The sequence below is a fragment of the Mesorhizobium sp. Ca11 genome (assembly GCF_020165275.1).
Taxonomy (GTDB): domain Bacteria; phylum Pseudomonadota; class Alphaproteobacteria; order Rhizobiales; family Rhizobiaceae; genus Mesorhizobium.
Window position 1 is genome coordinate 161,421 of record NZ_JAIUHU010000007.1, and the last position, 18,434, is coordinate 179,854.

At 64.8% G+C, this 18,434-nt stretch carries 17 protein-coding genes and 1 pseudogene; 17 read left to right on the forward strand and 1 reads right to left on the reverse strand.

From position 1 onward, the window contains the following. Window positions 1-6 precede the first annotated feature (6 nt). Window positions 7-1,206 carry a mandelate racemase/muconate lactonizing enzyme family protein gene (locus LB538_RS14825; protein WP_224523613.1) on the forward strand — a complete coding sequence of 400 codons (1,200 nt, stop codon included), beginning with the start codon at window positions 7-9 and terminating at the stop codon, window positions 1,204-1,206. Between the two features lie 426 nt (window positions 1,207-1,632). Here the strand turns inward: LB538_RS14825 and LB538_RS14830 are convergent, their stop codons facing one another. Continuing rightward, on the reverse strand, window positions 1,633-2,808 hold the full coding sequence (locus LB538_RS14830; protein WP_224523615.1) for an acetyl-CoA C-acetyltransferase: 1,176 nt from the start codon (window positions 2,806-2,808) through the stop codon (window positions 1,633-1,635). 134 nt (window positions 2,809-2,942) lie between these two features. Between LB538_RS14830 and LB538_RS14835 the strand changes: the two genes are divergently transcribed. The 16 genes and pseudogenes from LB538_RS14835 to LB538_RS14910 all read left to right on the forward strand — a co-directional run bounded on the left by LB538_RS14835 (window position 2,943) and on the right by LB538_RS14910 (window position 18,241). Next, complete coding sequence (locus tag LB538_RS14835) at window positions 2,943-4,889, forward strand: acetoacetate--CoA ligase (RefSeq protein WP_224523618.1); 1,947 nt, start codon at window positions 2,943-2,945, stop codon at window positions 4,887-4,889. Then, window positions 4,886-6,037, forward strand: a complete 1,152-nt coding sequence (locus LB538_RS14840; protein ID WP_224523620.1) for a thiolase family protein — start codon at window positions 4,886-4,888, stop codon at window positions 6,035-6,037. Before LB538_RS14835 ends, LB538_RS14840 begins: the two co-directional genes overlap by 4 nt. Next, the gene (locus LB538_RS14845; RefSeq protein WP_224523622.1) at window positions 6,037-6,477 is read left to right on the forward strand and encodes a Zn-ribbon domain-containing OB-fold protein; all 441 of its coding nucleotides are present in this window, start codon (window positions 6,037-6,039) and stop codon (window positions 6,475-6,477) included. Before LB538_RS14840 ends, LB538_RS14845 begins: the two co-directional genes overlap by 1 nt. After that, window positions 6,474-6,926, forward strand: a complete 453-nt coding sequence (locus LB538_RS14850; RefSeq protein ID WP_224523625.1) for a MaoC family dehydratase — start codon at window positions 6,474-6,476, stop codon at window positions 6,924-6,926. Before LB538_RS14845 ends, LB538_RS14850 begins: the two co-directional genes overlap by 4 nt. After that, window positions 6,923-8,161 (forward strand): MFS transporter, encoded by a 1,239-nt coding sequence (locus tag LB538_RS14855; RefSeq protein ID WP_224523627.1) that lies wholly within the window; start codon window positions 6,923-6,925, stop codon window positions 8,159-8,161. Before LB538_RS14850 ends, LB538_RS14855 begins: the two co-directional genes overlap by 4 nt. 52 nt (window positions 8,162-8,213) lie before the next feature. Next, window positions 8,214-9,068, forward strand: a complete 855-nt coding sequence (locus tag LB538_RS14860) for a GntR family transcriptional regulator (protein WP_095765791.1) — start codon at window positions 8,214-8,216, stop codon at window positions 9,066-9,068. Between the two features lie 200 nt (window positions 9,069-9,268). Further along, complete coding sequence (locus LB538_RS14865; protein ID WP_224523628.1) at window positions 9,269-10,045, forward strand: SDR family NAD(P)-dependent oxidoreductase; 777 nt, start codon at window positions 9,269-9,271, stop codon at window positions 10,043-10,045. A gap of 27 nt (window positions 10,046-10,072) precedes the next feature. Further along, window positions 10,073-10,732, forward strand: coding sequence for an L-fuculose-phosphate aldolase (locus LB538_RS14870; RefSeq protein ID WP_095765789.1), 660 nt, complete (start codon window positions 10,073-10,075; stop codon window positions 10,730-10,732). Window positions 10,733-10,802: 70 nt separating this feature from the next. Beyond that, window positions 10,803-11,804, forward strand: coding sequence for a sugar ABC transporter substrate-binding protein (locus tag LB538_RS14875; RefSeq protein WP_224523630.1), 1,002 nt, complete (start codon window positions 10,803-10,805; stop codon window positions 11,802-11,804). Between the two features lie 101 nt (window positions 11,805-11,905). Next, the gene (locus LB538_RS14880) at window positions 11,906-13,399 is read left to right on the forward strand and encodes a sugar ABC transporter ATP-binding protein (protein ID WP_224523632.1); all 1,494 of its coding nucleotides are present in this window, start codon (window positions 11,906-11,908) and stop codon (window positions 13,397-13,399) included. Continuing rightward, on the forward strand, window positions 13,396-14,427 hold the full coding sequence (locus LB538_RS14885) for an ABC transporter permease (RefSeq protein WP_224523634.1): 1,032 nt from the start codon (window positions 13,396-13,398) through the stop codon (window positions 14,425-14,427). Before LB538_RS14880 ends, LB538_RS14885 begins: the two co-directional genes overlap by 4 nt. Further along, a complete protein-coding gene (locus LB538_RS14890; RefSeq protein WP_224523636.1) occupies window positions 14,424-15,410 on the forward strand; it encodes an ABC transporter permease in 987 nt (328 codons plus the stop codon). The genes LB538_RS14885 and LB538_RS14890 overlap by 4 nt, the downstream gene beginning before the upstream one ends. Before the next feature lie 21 nt (window positions 15,411-15,431). Next, complete coding sequence (locus LB538_RS14895; RefSeq protein WP_224523639.1) at window positions 15,432-16,397, forward strand: carbohydrate kinase family protein; 966 nt, start codon at window positions 15,432-15,434, stop codon at window positions 16,395-16,397. Further along, window positions 16,394-17,161, forward strand: a complete 768-nt coding sequence (locus LB538_RS14900) for an SDR family NAD(P)-dependent oxidoreductase (RefSeq protein ID WP_140844173.1) — start codon at window positions 16,394-16,396, stop codon at window positions 17,159-17,161. The genes LB538_RS14895 and LB538_RS14900 overlap by 4 nt, the downstream gene beginning before the upstream one ends. A 119-nt stretch (window positions 17,162-17,280) precedes the next feature. Continuing rightward, window positions 17,281-17,493: pseudogene (locus LB538_RS14905) on the forward strand (transposase); the annotation flags it as partial. A 145-nt stretch (window positions 17,494-17,638) separates the two neighbouring features. Beyond that, window positions 17,639-18,241, forward strand: coding sequence for a hypothetical protein (locus tag LB538_RS14910; RefSeq protein ID WP_318011870.1), 603 nt, complete (start codon window positions 17,639-17,641; stop codon window positions 18,239-18,241). Window positions 18,242-18,434: the final 193 nt, after the last annotated feature.

The window sequence follows — 18,434 nt, forward strand, 5'->3', positions numbered from 1 at the left end:
TGCGCCATGAAGATCACCGACCTGCGTTGCGCCGTCATCGGCCAGCACCCTATCGTGCGCATCGTGACCGACGAAGGCCTCTACGGCCTTGGCGAAGTCGAGTTCACCAAGACCTACCTCAAGCCCTTTGTGCTGCATTTCCGCGAAGCGCTGATCGGCGAGGACCCGACCGACGTCGAGCGGGTGATGCTGAAGATCCGCCAGCGCGGCTCCTTCAAGCCCTATGGCGCGGCGGTGAGCGCTATTGAGCATGCGTTGTGGGACATTGCCGGCAAGGCCGCCGGCGTTCCGGTCTATAAGCTGCTTGGCGGCAAGGTGCGCGACAAGGTTCGCGTCTACAACGGCTCGATCCGCCGCAAGCGCACCGGCGACCGGCCGCAGGACTACGCCGCCGACGTCAAATGGATGATGGAGCAGCCGCAGAACTTCTTCATGATCAAGCAGGGAATCTCGTTCCACTCCAATATGAAGGACACCATCGAGGGCTTCCATTACGGCGTGACGCAGAAGAAGGCCGGCTATCACGGCGCCATGGATCAGGGCGTTATCAGCGAGCGCGGTTTCAATCACATGCTCGACTGCGTGGTCGCGATGAAGGAAATGCTGGGCGACAAGGTGAGCCTGGCGCTCGACTGCGGCCCGGGCTGGATGTTGCCCGACGCGATCAAATTCGCCCGCGCGGTCGAGAAGTACAATTTGATGTGGCTGGAGGACATGCTGACCGGCGATTATGTCCCGTGGGTCAATCCGCAGGCTTATCGGGAGCTGACCGCCTCCACCTCGACGCCGATCCATACCGGCGAGCAGATTTACCTGCGGCACAATTTCAAGGAGCTGATCGAGACGCAAGCGGTGCGCGTCATCGGCCCGGATCCGGCCGATATAGGCGGCATCGCCGAGCTCAAATGGGTGGCCGAGCACGCCTACATGCATTCCATCCTGATGGCTCCGCACGGTACCGCCAACGGCCTGCTCGGTCTTGGCGCGCTGATCAACGTCTGCGCCACCTTGCCCGCCAACTACATCGCCTTCGAATATCCGAGCGCCTCCGATCCCTGGTGGGAAGACATCGTCATCGGCCTGCCGTCGCAGATCGTGAAGGACAGCATGGTGGACCTGCTGGAAGCGCCGGGACTGGGGCTCGATATCGACGCCGAGGCGGCCAGGAAATATCTCAGGGAAGAGGATGCGGGTTTCTTCGACTGAGCGTAGAAGCTTCGGCGCAGGGGAATGTCGGGAGAAGAGAGGATGGTGCCAGAGGCGGAATCCAAGTCAGAGAAATCTGGCTGTCGTTTCAAATGGTTAAGACTCGCGCAAAAGCAGTGCTAACCAACAAAAAATACCAACAAAATATTTCTGTGGATTGGTTTGGTTCCCGAATATTACTCGCAGGTCCCAACTTGACGCAGCTGGACTGCTGCCGGTCGCCATTAAGGCAGTCCGACTTTGTCAAGCGCATGGCGCAAGTTGACCGAAGTGACCTCCTGCTGACAAAGTCTTGAACGTCTGCTTCGCGCCTAATGTCGGCCGTAGTCTTGAGCTCTTTCGTTGACCCAAAGCTGTCGTTCGCCAGATGCTGGCCAAGCCCATTGCCCAATTCCCTCAGGCAACTAACTGCTCAGAGTTTCAGGCTCACCGCTCCAGGCAGATCGCCACGCCCTGGCCGCCGCCGATGCAGAGCGAGGCGAGGCCCTTCCGCGCGTCGCGGCGGATCATTTCGTGGAGCAGCGTCACCACGATGCGGCAGCCGGAGCCGGCCAGCGGATGGCCAAGCGCGATGGCGCCGCCGCTCATGTTGATGATGTCCTCGTTCCAGCCCATCTCGCGGTTGACCGCGATGGCTTGCGCGGCGAACGCTTCGTTGACCTCCATCACGTCGAGATCGGACGCGTGCCATCCGGCCTTGTCGAGCGCGCGGCGCGAGGCCGCCACCGGTCCGAGGCCCATGTCCATAGGCTCGACCCCGGCTGAAGCGTAGGAGGCGATGCGGGCTAGGGGCGTCAGGCCGAGTTTCTTCATCCGCGCCTCCGACATCACCAGCACCGCCGCCGCCCCGTCGTTGAGGCCTGACGAGTTGCCGGCCGTGATCGTGCCAGCCGCATCGAAGACCGGCCTCAGCCGGCCGAGGACTCCCATGGTGGTGGAGGGATTGGGATGTTCGTCACGGTCGATGACGAGATCGCCCTGCCTTGTCCTTATCGAGATCGGGACGATCTCTTCGTCGAACCGGCCAGTCTGGATGGCGGCGTCCGCCTTCTCCTGTGAGCGCAGCGCGAACCTGTCCTGTTCCTCGCGGGTGATCTGGTAACGCTGCGCCAGCGCCTCGGCCGTTACGCCCATATGCACCTGATGGAAGGCATCCCACAGCCCGTCGGTGATCATCGAATCCTTGAGGGTACGGTCGCCCATGCGGATGCCGCCGCGCATATCGGAAATGAAGTGCGGTGCCGAGGTCATCGAGTCCTGTCCGCCGGCGATCACGCAATCGGCGTCGCCGCAGCGAATGGCCTGGGCGGCGAGATGGATCGACTTCTGGCCGGCGCCGCACACTTTGTTGACGGTCATGGCGGGGATACTGACCGGAAGGCCAGCCTTGAGCGCGGCCTGCCGCGCCGGGTTCTGCCCGGCGCCGCCGGTCAGCACCTGGCCCATGATCACCTCGCTGACGGCATCGGGCGCGAGCTGAGCATCGGCAAGCATTGCCTGGATAAGCTGCCCGCCCAGCTCCGCCGCGGACAGGCTGGCGAACGCGCCGTTCAGCTTGCCGATGGGCGTGCGCTTGGCGGCAACGACATAAACCGCATCCATTTCCGATCCTCCGCACGCGCGACCCACACAGGCGGGATCGCCGCTTGACATTCTGGTTATAACCAATAATCATGAAATGCATCGGCAGGCAAGGTCGCGGCATCGAGCCCGGCCTGCGTTGCGGGAGGAAATCCATGTCATCCGTGCTTTGGACGCCGGCGCCGGCCGCGTTCCAATCATCCAACCTTGCGCGCTTTTCGACCGCCAACGGCTTCGACTCGCGCGACTACGAGACGCTGCATCGCTGGTCGATCGGCGATCCGGGCGCGTTCTGGCAGGCCGTTTGGGATTTCGCCGAAGTCATTGGCGATCCGGGCGCGATCTCCTTCCTGCGCGATGACAATGCGCCAATGACCGGGAGCCGCTTCCTGCCGGAAGCAAAGCTTAATCTTGCGGAAAACCTGTTGCGTGGCGACGGCGAGAGGGTCGCGGTGATCGAGGCCGACGAGGGCGGCCATTTCCGGACCATTACACTTGGCGAGCTGCGTCGGCTCGTCGCTAGAAGGGCCGATGGCCTGCGCGCGGCCGGTATCGGCAAGGGTGATTGCGTCGGCGGCATCCTGGCCAATCGCGTCGAGGGCCTCGTCGCGCTTCTGGCGACGCTCTCCGTCGGCGCCGTCTGGTCGTCCTGCTCGCCGGATTTCGGCGCCGCCGCGATCGTCGATCGCCTCGGCCAGATCGGCGTCAAGGTGCTGTTCGCCGCGCCGCGCTACCGCTACGCGGGCAAGGATCACGACATCTCCGGCAGGCTGGCCGAGATCCTCGCGGCGATGCCGACGGTGACGGCGCTGGTGCTGACCGGCGAACCGAGCGCGAAGCTGGATTGCGCAGCGGATTGCGTTTCGTTCGACGATTTCGGCGGCGACGGCCCGCTCACCTTCGAGCGCGTGCCGTTCGACCATCCGGCCTATGTGCTCTACACGTCCGGCACGACAGGCGCGCCGAAGGCGATCGTCCACCGCGCCGGCGGCGTGCTGCTCCAGCATCTGAAGGAGCATCTGCTCCACGGCGACGTTCGCCCCGGCGACGTCATGAGCTGGTACACCAACACCGCCTGGATGATGTATCACTGGCTGATCTCGGGCCTCGCCTGCGGCGCGAGCGTGGTGCTCTATGACGGCGCGCCGATCCTGAAATCGGCCGATGGCCTCGACCCCAGTCCGCTATGGACAATGGCCGAGCGTGCCCGCGTCACGCATTTCGGCACCAGCCCGAAATATCTGGCCACGCTTGCCGCCGAAAATTACGCGCCGGGGCGTCTGCACGACCTTTCGCCGCTGCGCTCACTGCTGTCGGCCGGCGCGCCCGTCTCGCCCGGGCAATTCGACTGGGTCTACGAGCATGTGAAGCGCGACATGATCTTTGCCTCCATTTCCGGCGGCACCGAGATCATCGGCTGCTTCCTGCTGGGATCGCCGATCCATCCTGTGCGGCGCGGCGAGCTGACGGTGAAAGGCCTTGGCCTCGCCGTGGCCGTCATGGACGAGCGCAACGCGCCGGTGATCGGCCGCCAGGGCGATCTCGTCTGCACCGAGCCCTTCCCGTCGATGCCGCTGGCCTTCTGGGGCAAGGACGGCGACGAGCGTTATCACGCCACCTATTTCGCCACGCGCCACGAGATCTGGACGCATGGCGACGTGGCTGAGATGACCGCTTACGGCTCCGGCGTCATCCACGGCCGCTCGGACACGACGCTGAAGCCCGGCGGCGTGCGCATCGGCACGGCGGAAATCTATGCCGCCTGCGAAAACTTTGCCGAGATCGAGGATTGCCTGGTCTTTGGCGCGCCGGTCGAAGGCGACGAGGAGATCGTGCTCTGCGTCAAGCTCAATGATGGCTATGCGTTGACCCCAGAGCTTGCCGCGCAAATCCGCGGCGCGATTCGCGAAGGGGCCTCGCCGCGCCATGTGCCGCATCGCATCCATGCGGTGCAGGCCGTGCCCTATACGCTGAACGGAAAACGCGTCGAGGGCGCCGCCCGCACCACGCTCGAGGGCAAGCCGGTCAAGAACATGGCTTCGCTCGCCAATCCGGCATGCCTAGAGGAATACCGCACGCTCGACCGGAGCAAGGCGGCATGAGCCGGCCGAAGGGAGCGATCGTCGGCATCGGCGAGTTGAAGCCGCAGCGCCTGACCAGCGGCGTGAGGACGCTGGAGATGATCGCCGAGGTCTCGCGCCTGGCGGTGCTCGACGCCGGGCTCGATCCGGCGGCAATTGACGGGCTGCTGGTCGGTCCCCAGGTCGGCGAGACGCCGCAGCATGTGCCGGCGACGATTGCCGAATATCTGGGTCTCGCGCCGACCATGGCCAATGTCGTGGACCTCGGCGGCGCATCCGGCGCCGGCATGGTCTGGCGCGCGGCCGCCGCGATCGAGGCAGGCATGTGCGAGACGGTGCTGTGCGTGCTCGCCAACAACCGCGAGGAGACGCCGCCTCGTTCTCCCAACCGCAATCCGATCCGCGAGTTCGACGTGCCTTTCGGCGCCTCGGGCGCCAACATCTCCTATGCGCTGCTGATGCAGGCGCATATGGCCGCATACGGCTCGACCGCGCGGGACTTCGCCCTGATCGCCGCGGCCGCGCGCGCCAATGCGCAGCTCAATCCCGACGCCATCTTCTTCGGCAAGCCGGCCGATGTGGAGGCGGTGCTGGCCTCGCCGATAATCGCTTCGCCGCTGCACCTCCTCGAAATCGTCATGCCGGTCGCCGGCGGCGAAGCGGTCGTCGTCACCTCGGTCGAACGCGCGCGGTCGTTGCGAAAGCCGCCCGTGCATCTGCTCGGCGCCGGCGAGAAAGTCACGCACCGCGCGGTCAGCCAGGCGCCGAGTCTTACCTCCGGTCCGTTGAAGAGCGCCATGGCGCGGGCCTTCCAACAGTCCGGCACGCGGGCCGATGAGATGGACCTTCTGTCGCTCTATGATTGCTATACGATCATGGTCGCCACCACGATCGAGGATGCCGGCCTCTGCGCGCCGGGCCAGTTCGGCGCGTGGCTCAACGACCACGACCTTTCCCACAAGGGCGACAAGCCGCTCAACACGCATGGCGGCCAGCTCGGCTTCGGCCAGCCGGACCTTGCCGGCGGTATGACTCATGTCGTCGAGGCGGTACGCCAGCTGCGCGGCGAGGCGGGCGAACGCCAGATCGGCAAGGCCGGGCTCGCGCTGGTCACCGGCAATGGCGCGACGATGAGCGAAGCGACAGCGCTCGTGCTGGGAGCCGCCTGATGTCCGTCGATCTCAATACGCTGAAAACCCCTGGCCCGACGATCACCGCGCTGACCAAGCCGTTCTGGGATGCCGCCGCCGAAGGCCGGCTGACCATCCAGCACTGCGAGGACTGCGGCAAGGCTATCTTCTATCCGCGCCCGATCTGCCCGCATTGCTGGAGCAAGCGCCTGGTCTGGAAAGACGCATCGGGCAGAGGGCGGCTCAAGTCTTTTTCGGAGGTGCACAAGCCCGGCCATGCCGGCTGGCTGCCTGTGGCACCTTATGTGGTCGGCCTTATCGAATTGGTCGAAGGCCCGACGATGCTGAGTTTCATCCTGGCCGGCACACGGCCGCTACAGATCGGGGACATGCTTCGGCTTGCGCCGACAGCCATCGGCGGTCGCGTCCTGCCGGCCTTCAAACCAGTCGAACCCGGAGCAGAGGAGAAGCCGCAATGAGCACCGAGACGAAAGACGGTTGGGTGGGTGTCGTGAAGGGTCGCCCGCAGGTCGGGGCCTTCGCCGAGCGCACGCGCCGCACAAGGATGAGCGACATCGAGGCCTTCACCGACATCACCGGCGATCGTAACCCGCTGCATTACGACCGAACGCTGGCCGAGAAGTCGGTGTTCGGCAAGCTGATTGTCCAGGGCGGCGTCACCTCCGGCATCCTAAACGCGCTGGTCGCGGAGGATCTGCCTGGCCCCGGAACCGTGTTCCTCGAAGTGACCTGGAAGTTCGTCAAGGCGGTGGGCGTTGACGAGGAGATCACCGGACGCGTGGAGGTCAAGGAAGTGCGGTCCGATAAGCCTATCTGCAAGATCGAGACCAGCGTGCGCAACGGCCAGGGTGAGCTTTGCCTCACCGGCACAGCCACGGTCTTCACCGTACCGCTGCAAGGCGCATGAGCACGGCCGGCGGGCTTGGCACGGCGGCCGACAGCGAGCGCTGGCGCGTGCTGTCGCTGCTTTGCCTCGCAGTCGTCCTGTCGCTGACCACCTGGTTCTCGGCGACCGCGATCCTTCCTGAACTGAGGCAGGAGCTGGCGTTGGGCGCGGGCGCCGAGGCCTGGCTGACCAATGGCGTCCAGGTTGGCTTCGTTCTAGGCGCGCTGGCGGCGAGTCTGGTCAATCTTCCCGACCTCGTACGGCTGAGTCACCTGATGGCGGCGGCGGCGCTCGTCGCCGCTTTGGCCAACGCGACGCTGCTCTTCCATCCCGGGCCTGGCGGCATGATCGCCGCGCGCGTCGCCACCGGTGTTGCGCTCGCAGGCGTCTATCCGCCGGCGCTGAAGCTGGTCGCCACCTGGTTCGCGCGCGACAGGGGACTGGCGCTCGGCGCCGTCATCGGCGCGCTGACTGTCGGCTCGGCGCTGCCGCATCTTTTCCGCGCTGTCTCGACCGCGCTCGACTGGCGTCCGGTGGTTGCCGGGGCAAGCTTGGCCACTGCGGCGGGCGCGCTGCTCTTCCTGCTGTTCGCGAAGGAAGGACCCTATCCCTTCGGCAAGGCTATCTTCGAGCCCTCGCGCATCGGCCAGGTCTTTCGCGAAAAGCCCCTGCTGTTAGTCAATCTCGGCTATCTCGGCCATATGTGGGAGCTGTACGCCATGTGGGCGTGGCTGCTCGCCTACACGCGCGCCGCCTTCGAAGCACAGGCGATCGGAACGGCGGCCGCTGCCTCGCTCTCGACCTTCCTCGTCGTCGCGTCCGGCATTCTGGGGTGTTTGCTCGGAGGCTATCTGTCGGACCGCGTCGGCCGCACCGCCACCACCGCCGGCATGATGATCGTCTCGGGAAGCTGCGCGCTGCTGATGGGCTTTCTGTTCACCGGCCCGCTCTGGCTGTTCATGCTGGTGGCCCTCGTCTGGGGCGTTTCGGTGATCGGCGATTCGGCGCAATTCTCCGCAGCCGTCACCGAGCTCGCCGACCGCCGCTTCGTCGGAACCGCTCTGTCGGTGCAAATGGGCGCGGGCTTCGCGCTGACGGTGCTCGCCATCTGGCTGACGCCGCGCTTCGCCGAATTCATCGGGGGTTGGCGCTGGGCCTTCCTGCTCCTGGTTCCCGGACCGCTTCTGGGGGCGGCCGCCATGCTATGGTTGCGAAACTTGCCGGAGAGCGTGAAAATGGCCGGTGGCCTCCGCTAGGGAGGCGCTGCCGCTTATCTGAGTCGCGGCAAATGAATTGCGGCAGGATCGGATGGAACAAGCTACCAGAACGCGCGGGCGTCCTCGTTACGATCAGGAAGACGCCGAGGCGGCCGAGGCCTTCCGCTCGATCGGCTCGAAAGTGCAGCTCAACCGCGACGAGGCCGCACCGCTCTGGGTGCAGTTGCGCAACCAGGTCGAGGAAGCGATCAACACCGGCCTGCTTGCCGCCAATTCACGCATTCCCTCGGAACAGGCGCTTTGCGATTTCTTCGGCGTCTCGCGCCCTGTGGTGCGCGCCGCGATCGGCTCGCTGTCCAACGAAGGCCGCATCATCAAGATGCCGCGCAAGGGCATGTTCGTCGCGGCACCCCGCGAGCATGTCGACTTCATGACCGCCAATCTCGGTGTCTTCGACGATTTGACCGCCAAGGGCCACAAGGTCTCGACCCGCACGCTGGAGATCTACCGCTGCCCGCCGAGCGACAAGGAGTCGAAGGTCTTCGGCATTCCCGCCAATGGCAGCGTGGTCCGCATCAGCCGCGTCTATATGACCGACGGCACGCCTATCACCATGACGCGCATCAGCCTGCCGGGGCACCGGGTGCCGGGTCTGGAGAACATCCTGTCGGAAAACCAGTCCATCTTCGGCACTATCCGCGCCGTCTTCGGCCTGACGGTGAAGCGCGCCGACCGCTGGCTGCGCGCGGCCCTTCCCACCAAGGAAGAGGCCGATGAGATGGGCGTCGCCGCCAACACGCCGCTGATCGAGATCGAGTCGATCGCCTATGACGCCGATGGCGCCGCGCTTGAATATTACGAGGCCTTCTACAACTCCTCCGTCGCCCGCATCCACATGGCGGTCGAGCAACCGTCGGCGACCGTGAACGGCGTCGATCGCACCTGAATCGCACTCATCCAAAAAGATTTCGTTTTCTGGTTATAACCAGATTGACGGGCCCGGGAAGGTTCTGTAACGTCCCTGTCATGGGGTCGGGAGGAGCCTGACCCCGGAGGCGTTATCAGGACCGGTCGGCTTGCGGCGCTGCGTCGGCGGCGAGGGCAGTGCTTTGCCCGCGCTCAAGCCTGTCCTGATGGAGGACGTGCATGGATTACCGGTCGCAATTCGACCTGACGGGCGAGGTCGCCGTCGTCACCGGCGGTGCCAGCGGGATCGGTCTCGAGGCCGCCAGGGCGCTGGGGACTAGCGGCGCGCGTATCGTGCTTCTCGACATGAATGCGGACGGGCTGAAAGCTGCTGCCGAGGCGCTCAAGGCGGCTGGCGTCGCGAGCGTCGATGGCCGCGTGCTCGACGTCACGGATCCGCAAGCCGTGGAGGCGATGGCCGCTCAGATCGTCGCGGACTTCGGCAAGGTCGATGTCCTGGTCAACAGCGCCGGCATCGCGCGCCTCAACACCGCGCTCGACACGCCGGACGAGGAATGGCGCCTGGTAATGGATGTCAACGTCAACGGCGTCTACTGGGCCTCGCGCGCCTTCGGCCGCTCGATGGTCGCCCGCAAGAAGGGCTCGGTCGTCAATCTGGGCTCGATGTCGGGCCTGATCATCAACCGTCCGCAGACCGCGCCGTCCTACATGGTGAGCAAGGGCGCCGTGCACATGATGACCAAGGCGCTCGCGGTCGAATGGGCGAAATCTGGCGTGCGCGTCAACGCGCTGGCGCCGGGCTATGTCGGCACCGAGATGACGCTGAAGATGCGCGAGCGTCCCGAACTCTTCAACACCTGGATCGACATGACGCCGATGGGACGCTTGGGCACGCCGCAAGAGATCGCCTCGGCGATCCTGTTCCTGGCGTCGCCCGCGTCGAGCTACGTGACGGGCGCGATCCTGTCGATCGATGGCGGCTACACGGCCTGGTAATTGGCCTCGCAAGGATTGGAATACCGCATGACCCTTTCGGACCTCGAGGCGCGCCGGGCCATCATCGATGCCTGCATCGAGATGAACGCGCTGGGGATCAACCAGGGCACGTCAGGCAACATCAGCCGGCGCCATGGCGAGGGCATGCTGATCTCGCCGACCAGCACGCCCTATGACACGCTGCAGCCGGAAGACATCGTCTTCATGGGCTGGGACGGCGAGGTCGACGGACGCCTGCCACCGTCCAGCGAATGGCGCTTCCATCTCGACATCATGAAGGCCAGGCCCGAGGTCAACGCCGTCGTTCACGCGCATCCGACCTACTGCACGACCATCGCCATCATGGGCCGGAAGATACCGGCGATCCATTACATGGTCGCGGTTGCCGGCGGCAGCGACATACGCTGCGCGCCCTACGCCACCTTCGGCACGGCGGAGCTTTCGGCGCATGCGGTGGAGGCGCTGCGCGACCGCAAGGCCTGCCTGCTTGCCCAGCACGGCATGATCGCCGTCGGATCGAGCCTCGCCCAGGCGATGTGGCTGGCGGTCGAGGTCGAGACGCTGGCGCGCCAGTATCACGGCGCCCTGCAGATCGGCGAGCCGCCGATCCTGTCCGACGAGGAGATCGAAAACGTCATCAAGCGCATGGCGAGCTACGGCCTGCGCGACAATGACGCCGCTGCTTGAGGGGCAGCAATTTCACAGTTTCGCATATCCTCCGGGAAGGCCCGGAGCGATCAACAAGGGAGGAATGAAAATGACCAGATCCATGAAAGGCCTCGTCAAGGCGCTCGCTTTTGGATTAGCGGCGGCTTGCAGCGTTGCCGCCGTCTCCGGCGCGAGTGCCGAGGAGCTGTCGCTCAAGGGCAAGCGCATCGGTGTCTCCGCCATCGGCACGGACCACTATTGGGACCTGATGGCGTTCCGCGGCATCCAGGACCGCGTCAAGGAACTCGGCGGTGAAGTCATCGCGCTCGATGCCGGCCGCAAGGACCAGCAGCAGATCGCGCAGCTGCAGACGCTGATCGCCCAGAAGCCCGACGCCATCGTCGAGCAGCTCGGCAACCTCGAAGTGCTGAACCCCTGGCTGCAGAAGATCCGCGACGCCGGCATTCCGCTGTTCACGGTCGACACCGCGACGCCGCACGCCATCAACAACACCACGTCGAACAACTACAATATCGGCGCCGAGATCGCGCTGCAGATGGTCGCCGACATGGGCGGCAAGGGCAATGTGCTGGTCTTCAACGGCTTCTACAGCGTGCCAGTCTGCAAGATCCGCTACGACCAGCTGAAATACGTGCTGACCTCGTTCCCGGATGTGAAGATCATCGAGCCGGAACTGCGCGACGTCATCCCGAACACGGTGCAGAGCGCCTATTCCAATGTCACCGACATGCTGACCAAGTCGCCCGAGAAGGGGTCGATCGGCGCGGTTTGGGCGTGCTGGGACGTGCCGCAGATCGGCGCCACGCAGGCGGTCGAAGCCGCCGGCCGCAACGAGGTCAAGACCTACGGAATCGACGGCAGCCCGGAAGTCATCAAGATGGTGATGGACCCGAAGTCGTCGGCCGGCGCGGTCGCGGCTCAGCAGCCCTATGAGATCGGCAAGACCTCGGTCGACAACGCCGCCAAATATCTGGCCGGCCAAAAGGTGCCGCCGTTCACTTTCGTGCCTTCGGTGCTGATCAACAAGGAAAACGCCGCCGAAAAAGGAAAGCCGTTCCTCGACGCCGCCGAGAAGGCTGGCGTTCAATAGGACGGAACGGAACGACGGGCAGCCGCGCCTATGCGGCCGCCCGTCACAGCCAACCAGGATTGACGGCCATGCAGACAGCAACAAGAGAAATTGCTGTATCGATGACGGGCATATCGAAACGGTTCGGTCCGGTGCGCGCGCTGGAAAACGCGAACCTCGAGATCGCGCGCGGCTCGATCCTCGGCCTTGTCGGCCAGAACGGCGCCGGCAAGTCGACCATTATCAAGGTGCTGGCCGGCATCATCAAGCCGGACAGCGGCACGATCGTCATCAATGGCGAGGTCATTACCTCGCTGACACCAGCGTCGGTCGAAAAGCTCGGCGTGCACTTCATCCATCAGGACAGGCTTCTGGTGCCGACCGCGACCGTCGGCGAAGCCGTCTTCCTCGGCCACGAAATCGGCCTCGGTCCATTCGTCAGCCGCCGTGCCATGGAGCGCCGCGCCGCTGATCTGTTGAAGCGCTTCTTCGGCATGGAACTGCCGGCCGGAACCCTCGTCAAGGACCTCACCACGGCGCAGCAGAAGGTGGTGCAGATCACCCGGGCGCTGGCGCAGAAGGCGTCGGTGCTGGTGCTGGACGAGCCGACGGCGGCGCTCGTAAAGCGCGAGGTCGACAGCCTGTTCGACGTGCTGCGCCGGCTGCGCGACGACGGCATCGCCGTGGTCTTCATTTCCCACTACATGCAGGAGATCGAAAAACTCTGCGACCGCGTCACCGTGATGCGCAACGGCACCGATGTCGGCACAGTCGATCCGCGCCAGACGCCGATCGACGAGATCATCGCGATGATGATTGCCCGTGATGTCGGCGAGATGTTCCCGAAGCGCTCGGTCACTTTAGGCGCGCCGGTGCTGGAGGTTTCCAACCTCCGCCTAGGCGGCAGTTTCGAGAACATCGGCTTCAATGTGCGCGCCGGCGAGATCGTCGGCCTCACCGGGCTGCTCGGCTCCGGCGCCAAGGAGATCGTCCAGTGCCTGTTCGGCCTCAAGACTGCCGATGGCGGCCAAGTCAAGGTCGAGGGCAGGGAGCTGTCGCTGTCCACGCCGGTCAAGGCCGTGCGCGATGGCATCGCCATGCTGCCGGAAGATCGCCGTGCGCATGGCGTGGCGCTTGGTCTGTCCGTGCGCGAGAACATCTCCTTGGCCAGCCTGCGCCGCTATTCGCGCAGCGGCATGGTCAGCCGTGGCGCTGAGAACCAGGCGGTGGACGGCCTGATCAAGGAACTGTCGATCAAGACACCGCATCGCGACGCGCTGGTGCGCGAGCTCTCCGGCGGCAACCAGCAGAAGGTGGCGATCGCCAAATGGCTGAGCTGCCAGTCGCGCGTCTATGTGCTGGATGAGCCGACGGTCGCCGTCGATGTCGGCGCCAAGGTCGAGATCTACAACCTGCTGAACCGGCTGGCGGGCGAGGGCGCGGCGATCCTGCTTTTGTCCTCCGACCTGCTCGAGCTGGTCGGCGTCTGCGACCGTGTCCTGGTCGTCTATCGCGGCCGGCTTGCCAGCAGCTTCTCCGGTCCCGCGATGAACAGCGACGCGCTGCTGGCGGCTTCGTCCGGCGCGCGCTCGAACACCGATGGGGTGGCCGCATGAGCGCGACTGTTCTCCACACCGAAGTCGGCGTTTCCGACGAGAAGCAGACCGCCGCAAAGAGCGTCGGCCGGCGCTTTGGCGCGCTCGTCGTGCGGCTCGGCGCGATCGCCGCCTTCGCCGCGATCATGGCCTATTTCGTCATCTTCGCGCCGGGCTTCACCTCGACCTTCAACCTGATCAACGTCGTCGAGCAGTCGGCGATTCTAGGTGTGCTCGCCTATGGCATGACGGCCGTCATCATCGGCGGCAGTTCCGATGTCACTGAAGGCGGCATAGATCTGTCGATCGCCGCCAATATGGGGCTCTGCGCCGCCGTCTACGCGACGCTCTTGTCGATGGGCTATGGCGATTTCCTTTCCGTGCTCGCGGCCATCGCCGTCGGCATGGCGGTCGGCGCGTTGAACGCCCTTGCCGTGGTCGGCCTCGGCATCCTGCCGTTGCTCGCAACGCTTGCCGTGCTCAACGTCGCAGCCGGCATGGAACTCACGCTCACCCAGAACACGGTGGTCGGCGCATCCTCCCCGCTGCTCGGCGTGCTGGTTTCGGGCAGCTTCCTCGGCGTCTCCGCGCTTGCCTGGGCGCTGATCGTCTTCTCCGCGATCATGATCGTGCTCGTTCACGGTACTTCTTTCGGTCTCAGGCTCTACGCTGTCGGCGGCCATCCCGAGGCGGCGCGCGCGGCCGGCATCAGCGTGCCCTTCTATGTCTCCTTCACCTATGTTCTAAGCGGCCTCTGCGCGGCGGTGGCGGCGATCCTCACCGTCTCGCGCCTGTCGGCCAGCACGCCCGGTTCCGGTGAGCTGCTTCTGTCGGTGCTGGCGGCGGCCTTGCTTGGCACCGTCTTTTCGCGCCGCTTCGTGCCGACCATGGGCGGCACGCTGCTCAGCGTGCTGTTCATCGGCCTGCTCGCGAACGGTTTCCAGCTGCTCAACGTCTCCAGCTACTGGGTCAACGGCGTGCAGGGCGCGCTGATCCTGCTGGTGGTGGCCATCACATCCTTTGCCCGCGGTTCGGAGGGTTCGCGATGAGCGTCTCAGCCAACGACAATTCAGCCAAGGTGAGTGTGCGCGGCTTCCTCGCCAAATACAGCGTGCTCATCGCCTTCGCGGTTATCGTCATATTATTCGCCGTGGCGAGCCCGACCTTCCTGACGCCGGCCAACCTCTTCAACGTGCTGGTCAACAACGTCGTCATGCTGGCGATCGTCGCGCTGGGTCTCACCATCGTCATCTCGTCGGGTGGCATCGATCTGTCGGTCGGCGTCTCGGTCGACATGGCAAGCATGATCTTCGTCATGCTTCTGGCCGCCGGTTACAGCGGCGTAGTCGGCGTAGCGGGCGGGCTCGGCGCCGCGCTGATCGTCGGCGTGCTGAATGCGATCCTCATCACCAGGCTCAACATCAGCCCGTTCCTGGCGACGCTCGGCGTGCTCTTCATCGGCCAGAGCACGCAGCAGCTCGCCACCAGCGGCGGCCAGCCGATCTATCTCACAAGTGGTTATGCAGCAGACCAGTTCAACGCCATCGCCCGCACCGCTTTGTTCGGGATACCGACCCCGGTCCTCGTTCTGATCGTCCTCGTCATCGCGGTCCATGTCCTGCTGCATCGCTCAGTCTTCGGCCGTTACGTGCAGGCGATGGGCGCGCAGCCGGGCGTGGCCTGGTATTCCGGCATCCGCGTGCCGCGCGAATTGTCGATGGTGCATGTGCTGTGCGCGCTGCTCGCCGGTGTCACCGGCATCCTTCTGTCGTCGACGGTGAAGTCGTACGTGCCGCTCTCCGGCAACGCGTTCCTGCTCGATGCGATCGGCGCCACCTTCATCGGTACGACGCTGAGCCGCGAGCGCAAGCCCTCGGTCATCGGCACGCTGCTCGGCGTGCTGCTGCTCGCCATCGTCAAGAACGGGCTGCTGCTCGTCGGCTGGAATTTCTACTGGCAGCAGGTCGGCATCGGCGTGCTCGTCTTCCTGGTGCTGGCCGCGAGCTTCGGCCTGCGCCGCGCCGCCCATTGAATTCGAAAGGTTAGGTCAGCCATGCCGCAATTCGACGTCAGCTCGATCGGCTTCTACGTCCTCGACATCCTCGGACGGCCGGTCTCGCATATCCCCGAAGGGGGCCGCGCCGACTATATCGAGGAGATCCGTATGACGGTCGCCGGCACGGCGGGCGCGACGGGCATGGACTGCGCCATTCTCGGCCTGAAGACGCGCGCAGTCACCACGCTCGGCACCGACGATATGGGCGACTGGTTCCTCGCCAAGCTCAAGAAATACGGTCTAGAGACGAGCCTTGTCCGCCGCGACGGCAGCGTCCAGACGTCTTCCACCATCCTGCCCGTGCGGCCGAACGGCGAGCGGCCGGCTCTGCATGTGCCCGGCACCGCGACCCTGTTCGAGGTCGCCGATGCCGATCTCGACGCGGCGCTCGACGCGAGCGTCGTCCATGTCGGCGGCACCGGCCTCCTGAAGCGCTTCGACGGCGAGCCGACCGTCAAGCTTTTGAAGCGCGCCAAGAAGCTTGGCCGCGTCACTACCTTCGATCTGATCCAAGCGACGCCGGAGACCTGGAAGCTGGTCGAGCCGTGCCTTCCTTACATCGACTATTTCGTGCCCAGCATCGACGAAGCCGGCGAGATGGCGCATGACCGCGATCCGGCCCGCGTCGCCGCCTTCTTCAAGGCGAGGGGCGTCAAGAACTGCATCCTCACGCTCGGCGCCCACGGTGTGCATGTCTCGCCCGAGCATGGCGAGGATTTCCATCTGCCCGCCTTCGAGGTCGACGTGTTCGACACCACGGGCTGCGGCGATTCCTTCACCGCCGGCATCATCGTCGGCATCGTCAAGGGCTGGGACCTGAGGCAGTCCGCACGCTTTGCCAGCGCCGTCGCCGCCAAGGTGGCGATGGGGCTCGGCTCCGACGGCAAACTCGTTTCGTTCGACGACACGATCGCGGCGATGAACTCGCTCCCGGTCAAGACATCAAAGGTGGAAGCAGCATGACCATTCTCCCCGAAGCCAAGGGCAAGACGGCTCTCGTCACCGGCGCCAGCCGCGGCATCGGCAGGGCGCTCGCCAAGGGGCTCGCCGAAGCGGGCTTCGATGTCGCCATCACCGATCTGCCGTCGCAGGCGGCAGAGCTCGACCTGACCAAGGGCGAGATCGAGGCGGCCGGCCGCAAAGCGTATGTCTACACGATGGACGTCAGCAAGAAGAAGGACATCGAGGCGGCCGCGCAGGCCCTGCTCAAGGCTGCGGGCAGCATCGACGTTCTGGTCAACAATGCCGGTATCCTGAAGCCAAGTCTACTGCAGGATCTCGACGAGGCCAATTGGAATGCGCATTTCGACGTCAATGCCAAGGGCGTGCTGATGATGTGCCAGGCGGTGCTGCCGCATATGCGCGCCAGGAAGTCGGGCAGGGTGATCAACATCGCCTCGATCGCCGGCCGGCAGGGCGTGCCGACGCAGGGCCACTACGCCGCGACCAAGGCGGTGGTGATCACGCTCACCCGCGTGCTGGCGCAGGAGGTCGGCATGGACGGCGTCACCGTCAACGCCATCTGCCCCGGCATCATTCTGACCGAGATGGGCAAGAACAATCTGGGCAGCGAAGCGGCGATCCGCCATTGGGAGGAGGTCGCGGCGCTGAAGCGCCTCGGCGCGCCGGAAGACATCGTCGGACCGGTGCTGTTCTTCGCCTCGGATCTCTCGGCCTTCGTCACCGGCCAGGCGCTCAACGTCGACGGCGGCATCTACTACCACTGACCACTCGCTCGGTGGCCGCGCGATCGCCAAGCCCACTTCTTGGCGCAGAGCCGCCGTTTGGCCTGCTGCCGGTTTCGTGGACACCGAGATAAGGTGTTTGACGGAACTGGAGAGTGGGAATGCAAAGAAGAAAGTTCAGCCGCGAGTTCAAACTTGAGGCGGTGAGATTGATCAAGGATCGGGGCGTTGCGGTGGCCCAGGCTGCCCGCGACCTCGATGTCCACGAGAACGTGCTGCGCAAATGGGTGCGCGATCTGTCGACGGATCCGCAGCATGCGTTTCCCCGCCACGGGCAGATGAAGCCGGAGCAACTCGAGATTGACCGGCTGCGACTGGGCACGCATCCGCCGCCCCTGGACGTCAAAAGGCGGCTTCGAGCATTGGCTTCTCGTCCGCCGCAAGCGATCGACATCCGGAGAAAAAGCCTACTACCTGGTCTTCGCCCCGCCCGGTTCCTCCTTGGCCGAATTGGCGGCAGTGGCCGGCCTGCGCTGGGCGGTCGAGGAGTGCTTTGAGCGCGCCAAGGATGATCTCGGACTTGATCATTGCGAGGCTCGGTCCTGGCACGGATGGCATCGCCACATGAGCCTATGCATGACCGCCCTGGCGTTCCTGTCCAAACTATCGGCCGATCTTCGCCGCAGCGCATGGAGCAAACCGAACGAAACGAGTCCAAAGGGTCAATCGCCGCCTGATTCGGATGACTGCGCTCGTTCCGAGCGTCCCCGAGATCCGCTATCTCCTCGCCCGGATCCTCATCTTCCCACCGACACAAAAGCCCTTCATCATCGCCTGGCCGCTGTGGCGACGACGACATCAGGCCGCGGCAGCCATCTGTCACTACAAACGGCGCGGATATCCGCAACTGTAGTGTTAATGCCCAAGATCGAGGATCTGGCCGGCTGCATTGCTACCTCAATTGTTCGGGTGGACGGGTCATGTCGCTGTCGTACGCCCTCCACGGCCGAGTACCGCCTCGCTATACTGAAAAGACCACCCGCGTCGCGGTGTCCTGAAGACATCCGTTGCGCCAGAAACTTGATACATCGCCATCGGTCGAAACTCGCCTTTTTTGGGTAATCGGCAAGGCAATACCCATAGCCACCAGGGGCGAACTCATTTGAGCCCTCCAGCTCTGTTCCAGGGCGGCGATCTTTAACAGGGAGACAACGCAGCCGACCAGCTTCTTCCCGACACGCACCGAGGTCTACGCTCATGGCGAAAAAACCGGCGCCCTTACCCAGGTCGAAATTCGGGGCCGGAATGGACATGT

Bases quoted from the DNA above. Each gene is read 5' to 3' on its own strand.
- LB538_RS14870 (WP_095765789.1), top strand. From the start codon at position 10,073: ATGACCCTTTCGGACCTCGAGGCGCGCCGGGCCATCATCGATGCCTGC.
- LB538_RS14845 (WP_224523622.1), top strand. From the start codon at position 6,037: ATGTCCGTCGATCTCAATACGCTGAAAACCCCTGGCCCGACGATCACC.
- LB538_RS14855 (WP_224523627.1), top strand. From the start codon at position 6,923: ATGAGCACGGCCGGCGGGCTTGGCACGGCGGCCGACAGCGAGCGCTGG.
- LB538_RS14880 (WP_224523632.1), top strand. From the start codon at position 11,906: ATGACGGGCATATCGAAACGGTTCGGTCCGGTGCGCGCGCTGGAAAAC.
- LB538_RS14825 (WP_224523613.1), top strand. From the start codon at position 7: ATGAAGATCACCGACCTGCGTTGCGCCGTCATCGGCCAGCACCCTATC.
- LB538_RS14835 (WP_224523618.1), top strand. From the start codon at position 2,943: ATGTCATCCGTGCTTTGGACGCCGGCGCCGGCCGCGTTCCAATCATCC.
- LB538_RS14830 (WP_224523615.1), bottom strand. From the start codon at position 2,808: ATGGATGCGGTTTATGTCGTTGCCGCCAAGCGCACGCCCATCGGCAAG.
- LB538_RS14890 (WP_224523636.1), top strand. From the start codon at position 14,424: ATGAGCGTCTCAGCCAACGACAATTCAGCCAAGGTGAGTGTGCGCGGC.
- LB538_RS14895 (WP_224523639.1), top strand. From the start codon at position 15,432: ATGCCGCAATTCGACGTCAGCTCGATCGGCTTCTACGTCCTCGACATC.
- LB538_RS14875 (WP_224523630.1), top strand. From the start codon at position 10,803: ATGACCAGATCCATGAAAGGCCTCGTCAAGGCGCTCGCTTTTGGATTA.
- LB538_RS14900 (WP_140844173.1), top strand. From the start codon at position 16,394: ATGACCATTCTCCCCGAAGCCAAGGGCAAGACGGCTCTCGTCACCGGC.
- LB538_RS14865 (WP_224523628.1), top strand. From the start codon at position 9,269: ATGGATTACCGGTCGCAATTCGACCTGACGGGCGAGGTCGCCGTCGTC.
- LB538_RS14840 (WP_224523620.1), top strand. From the start codon at position 4,886: ATGAGCCGGCCGAAGGGAGCGATCGTCGGCATCGGCGAGTTGAAGCCG.
- LB538_RS14860 (WP_095765791.1), top strand. From the start codon at position 8,214: ATGGAACAAGCTACCAGAACGCGCGGGCGTCCTCGTTACGATCAGGAA.
- LB538_RS14885 (WP_224523634.1), top strand. From the start codon at position 13,396: ATGAGCGCGACTGTTCTCCACACCGAAGTCGGCGTTTCCGACGAGAAG.
- LB538_RS14850 (WP_224523625.1), top strand. From the start codon at position 6,474: ATGAGCACCGAGACGAAAGACGGTTGGGTGGGTGTCGTGAAGGGTCGC.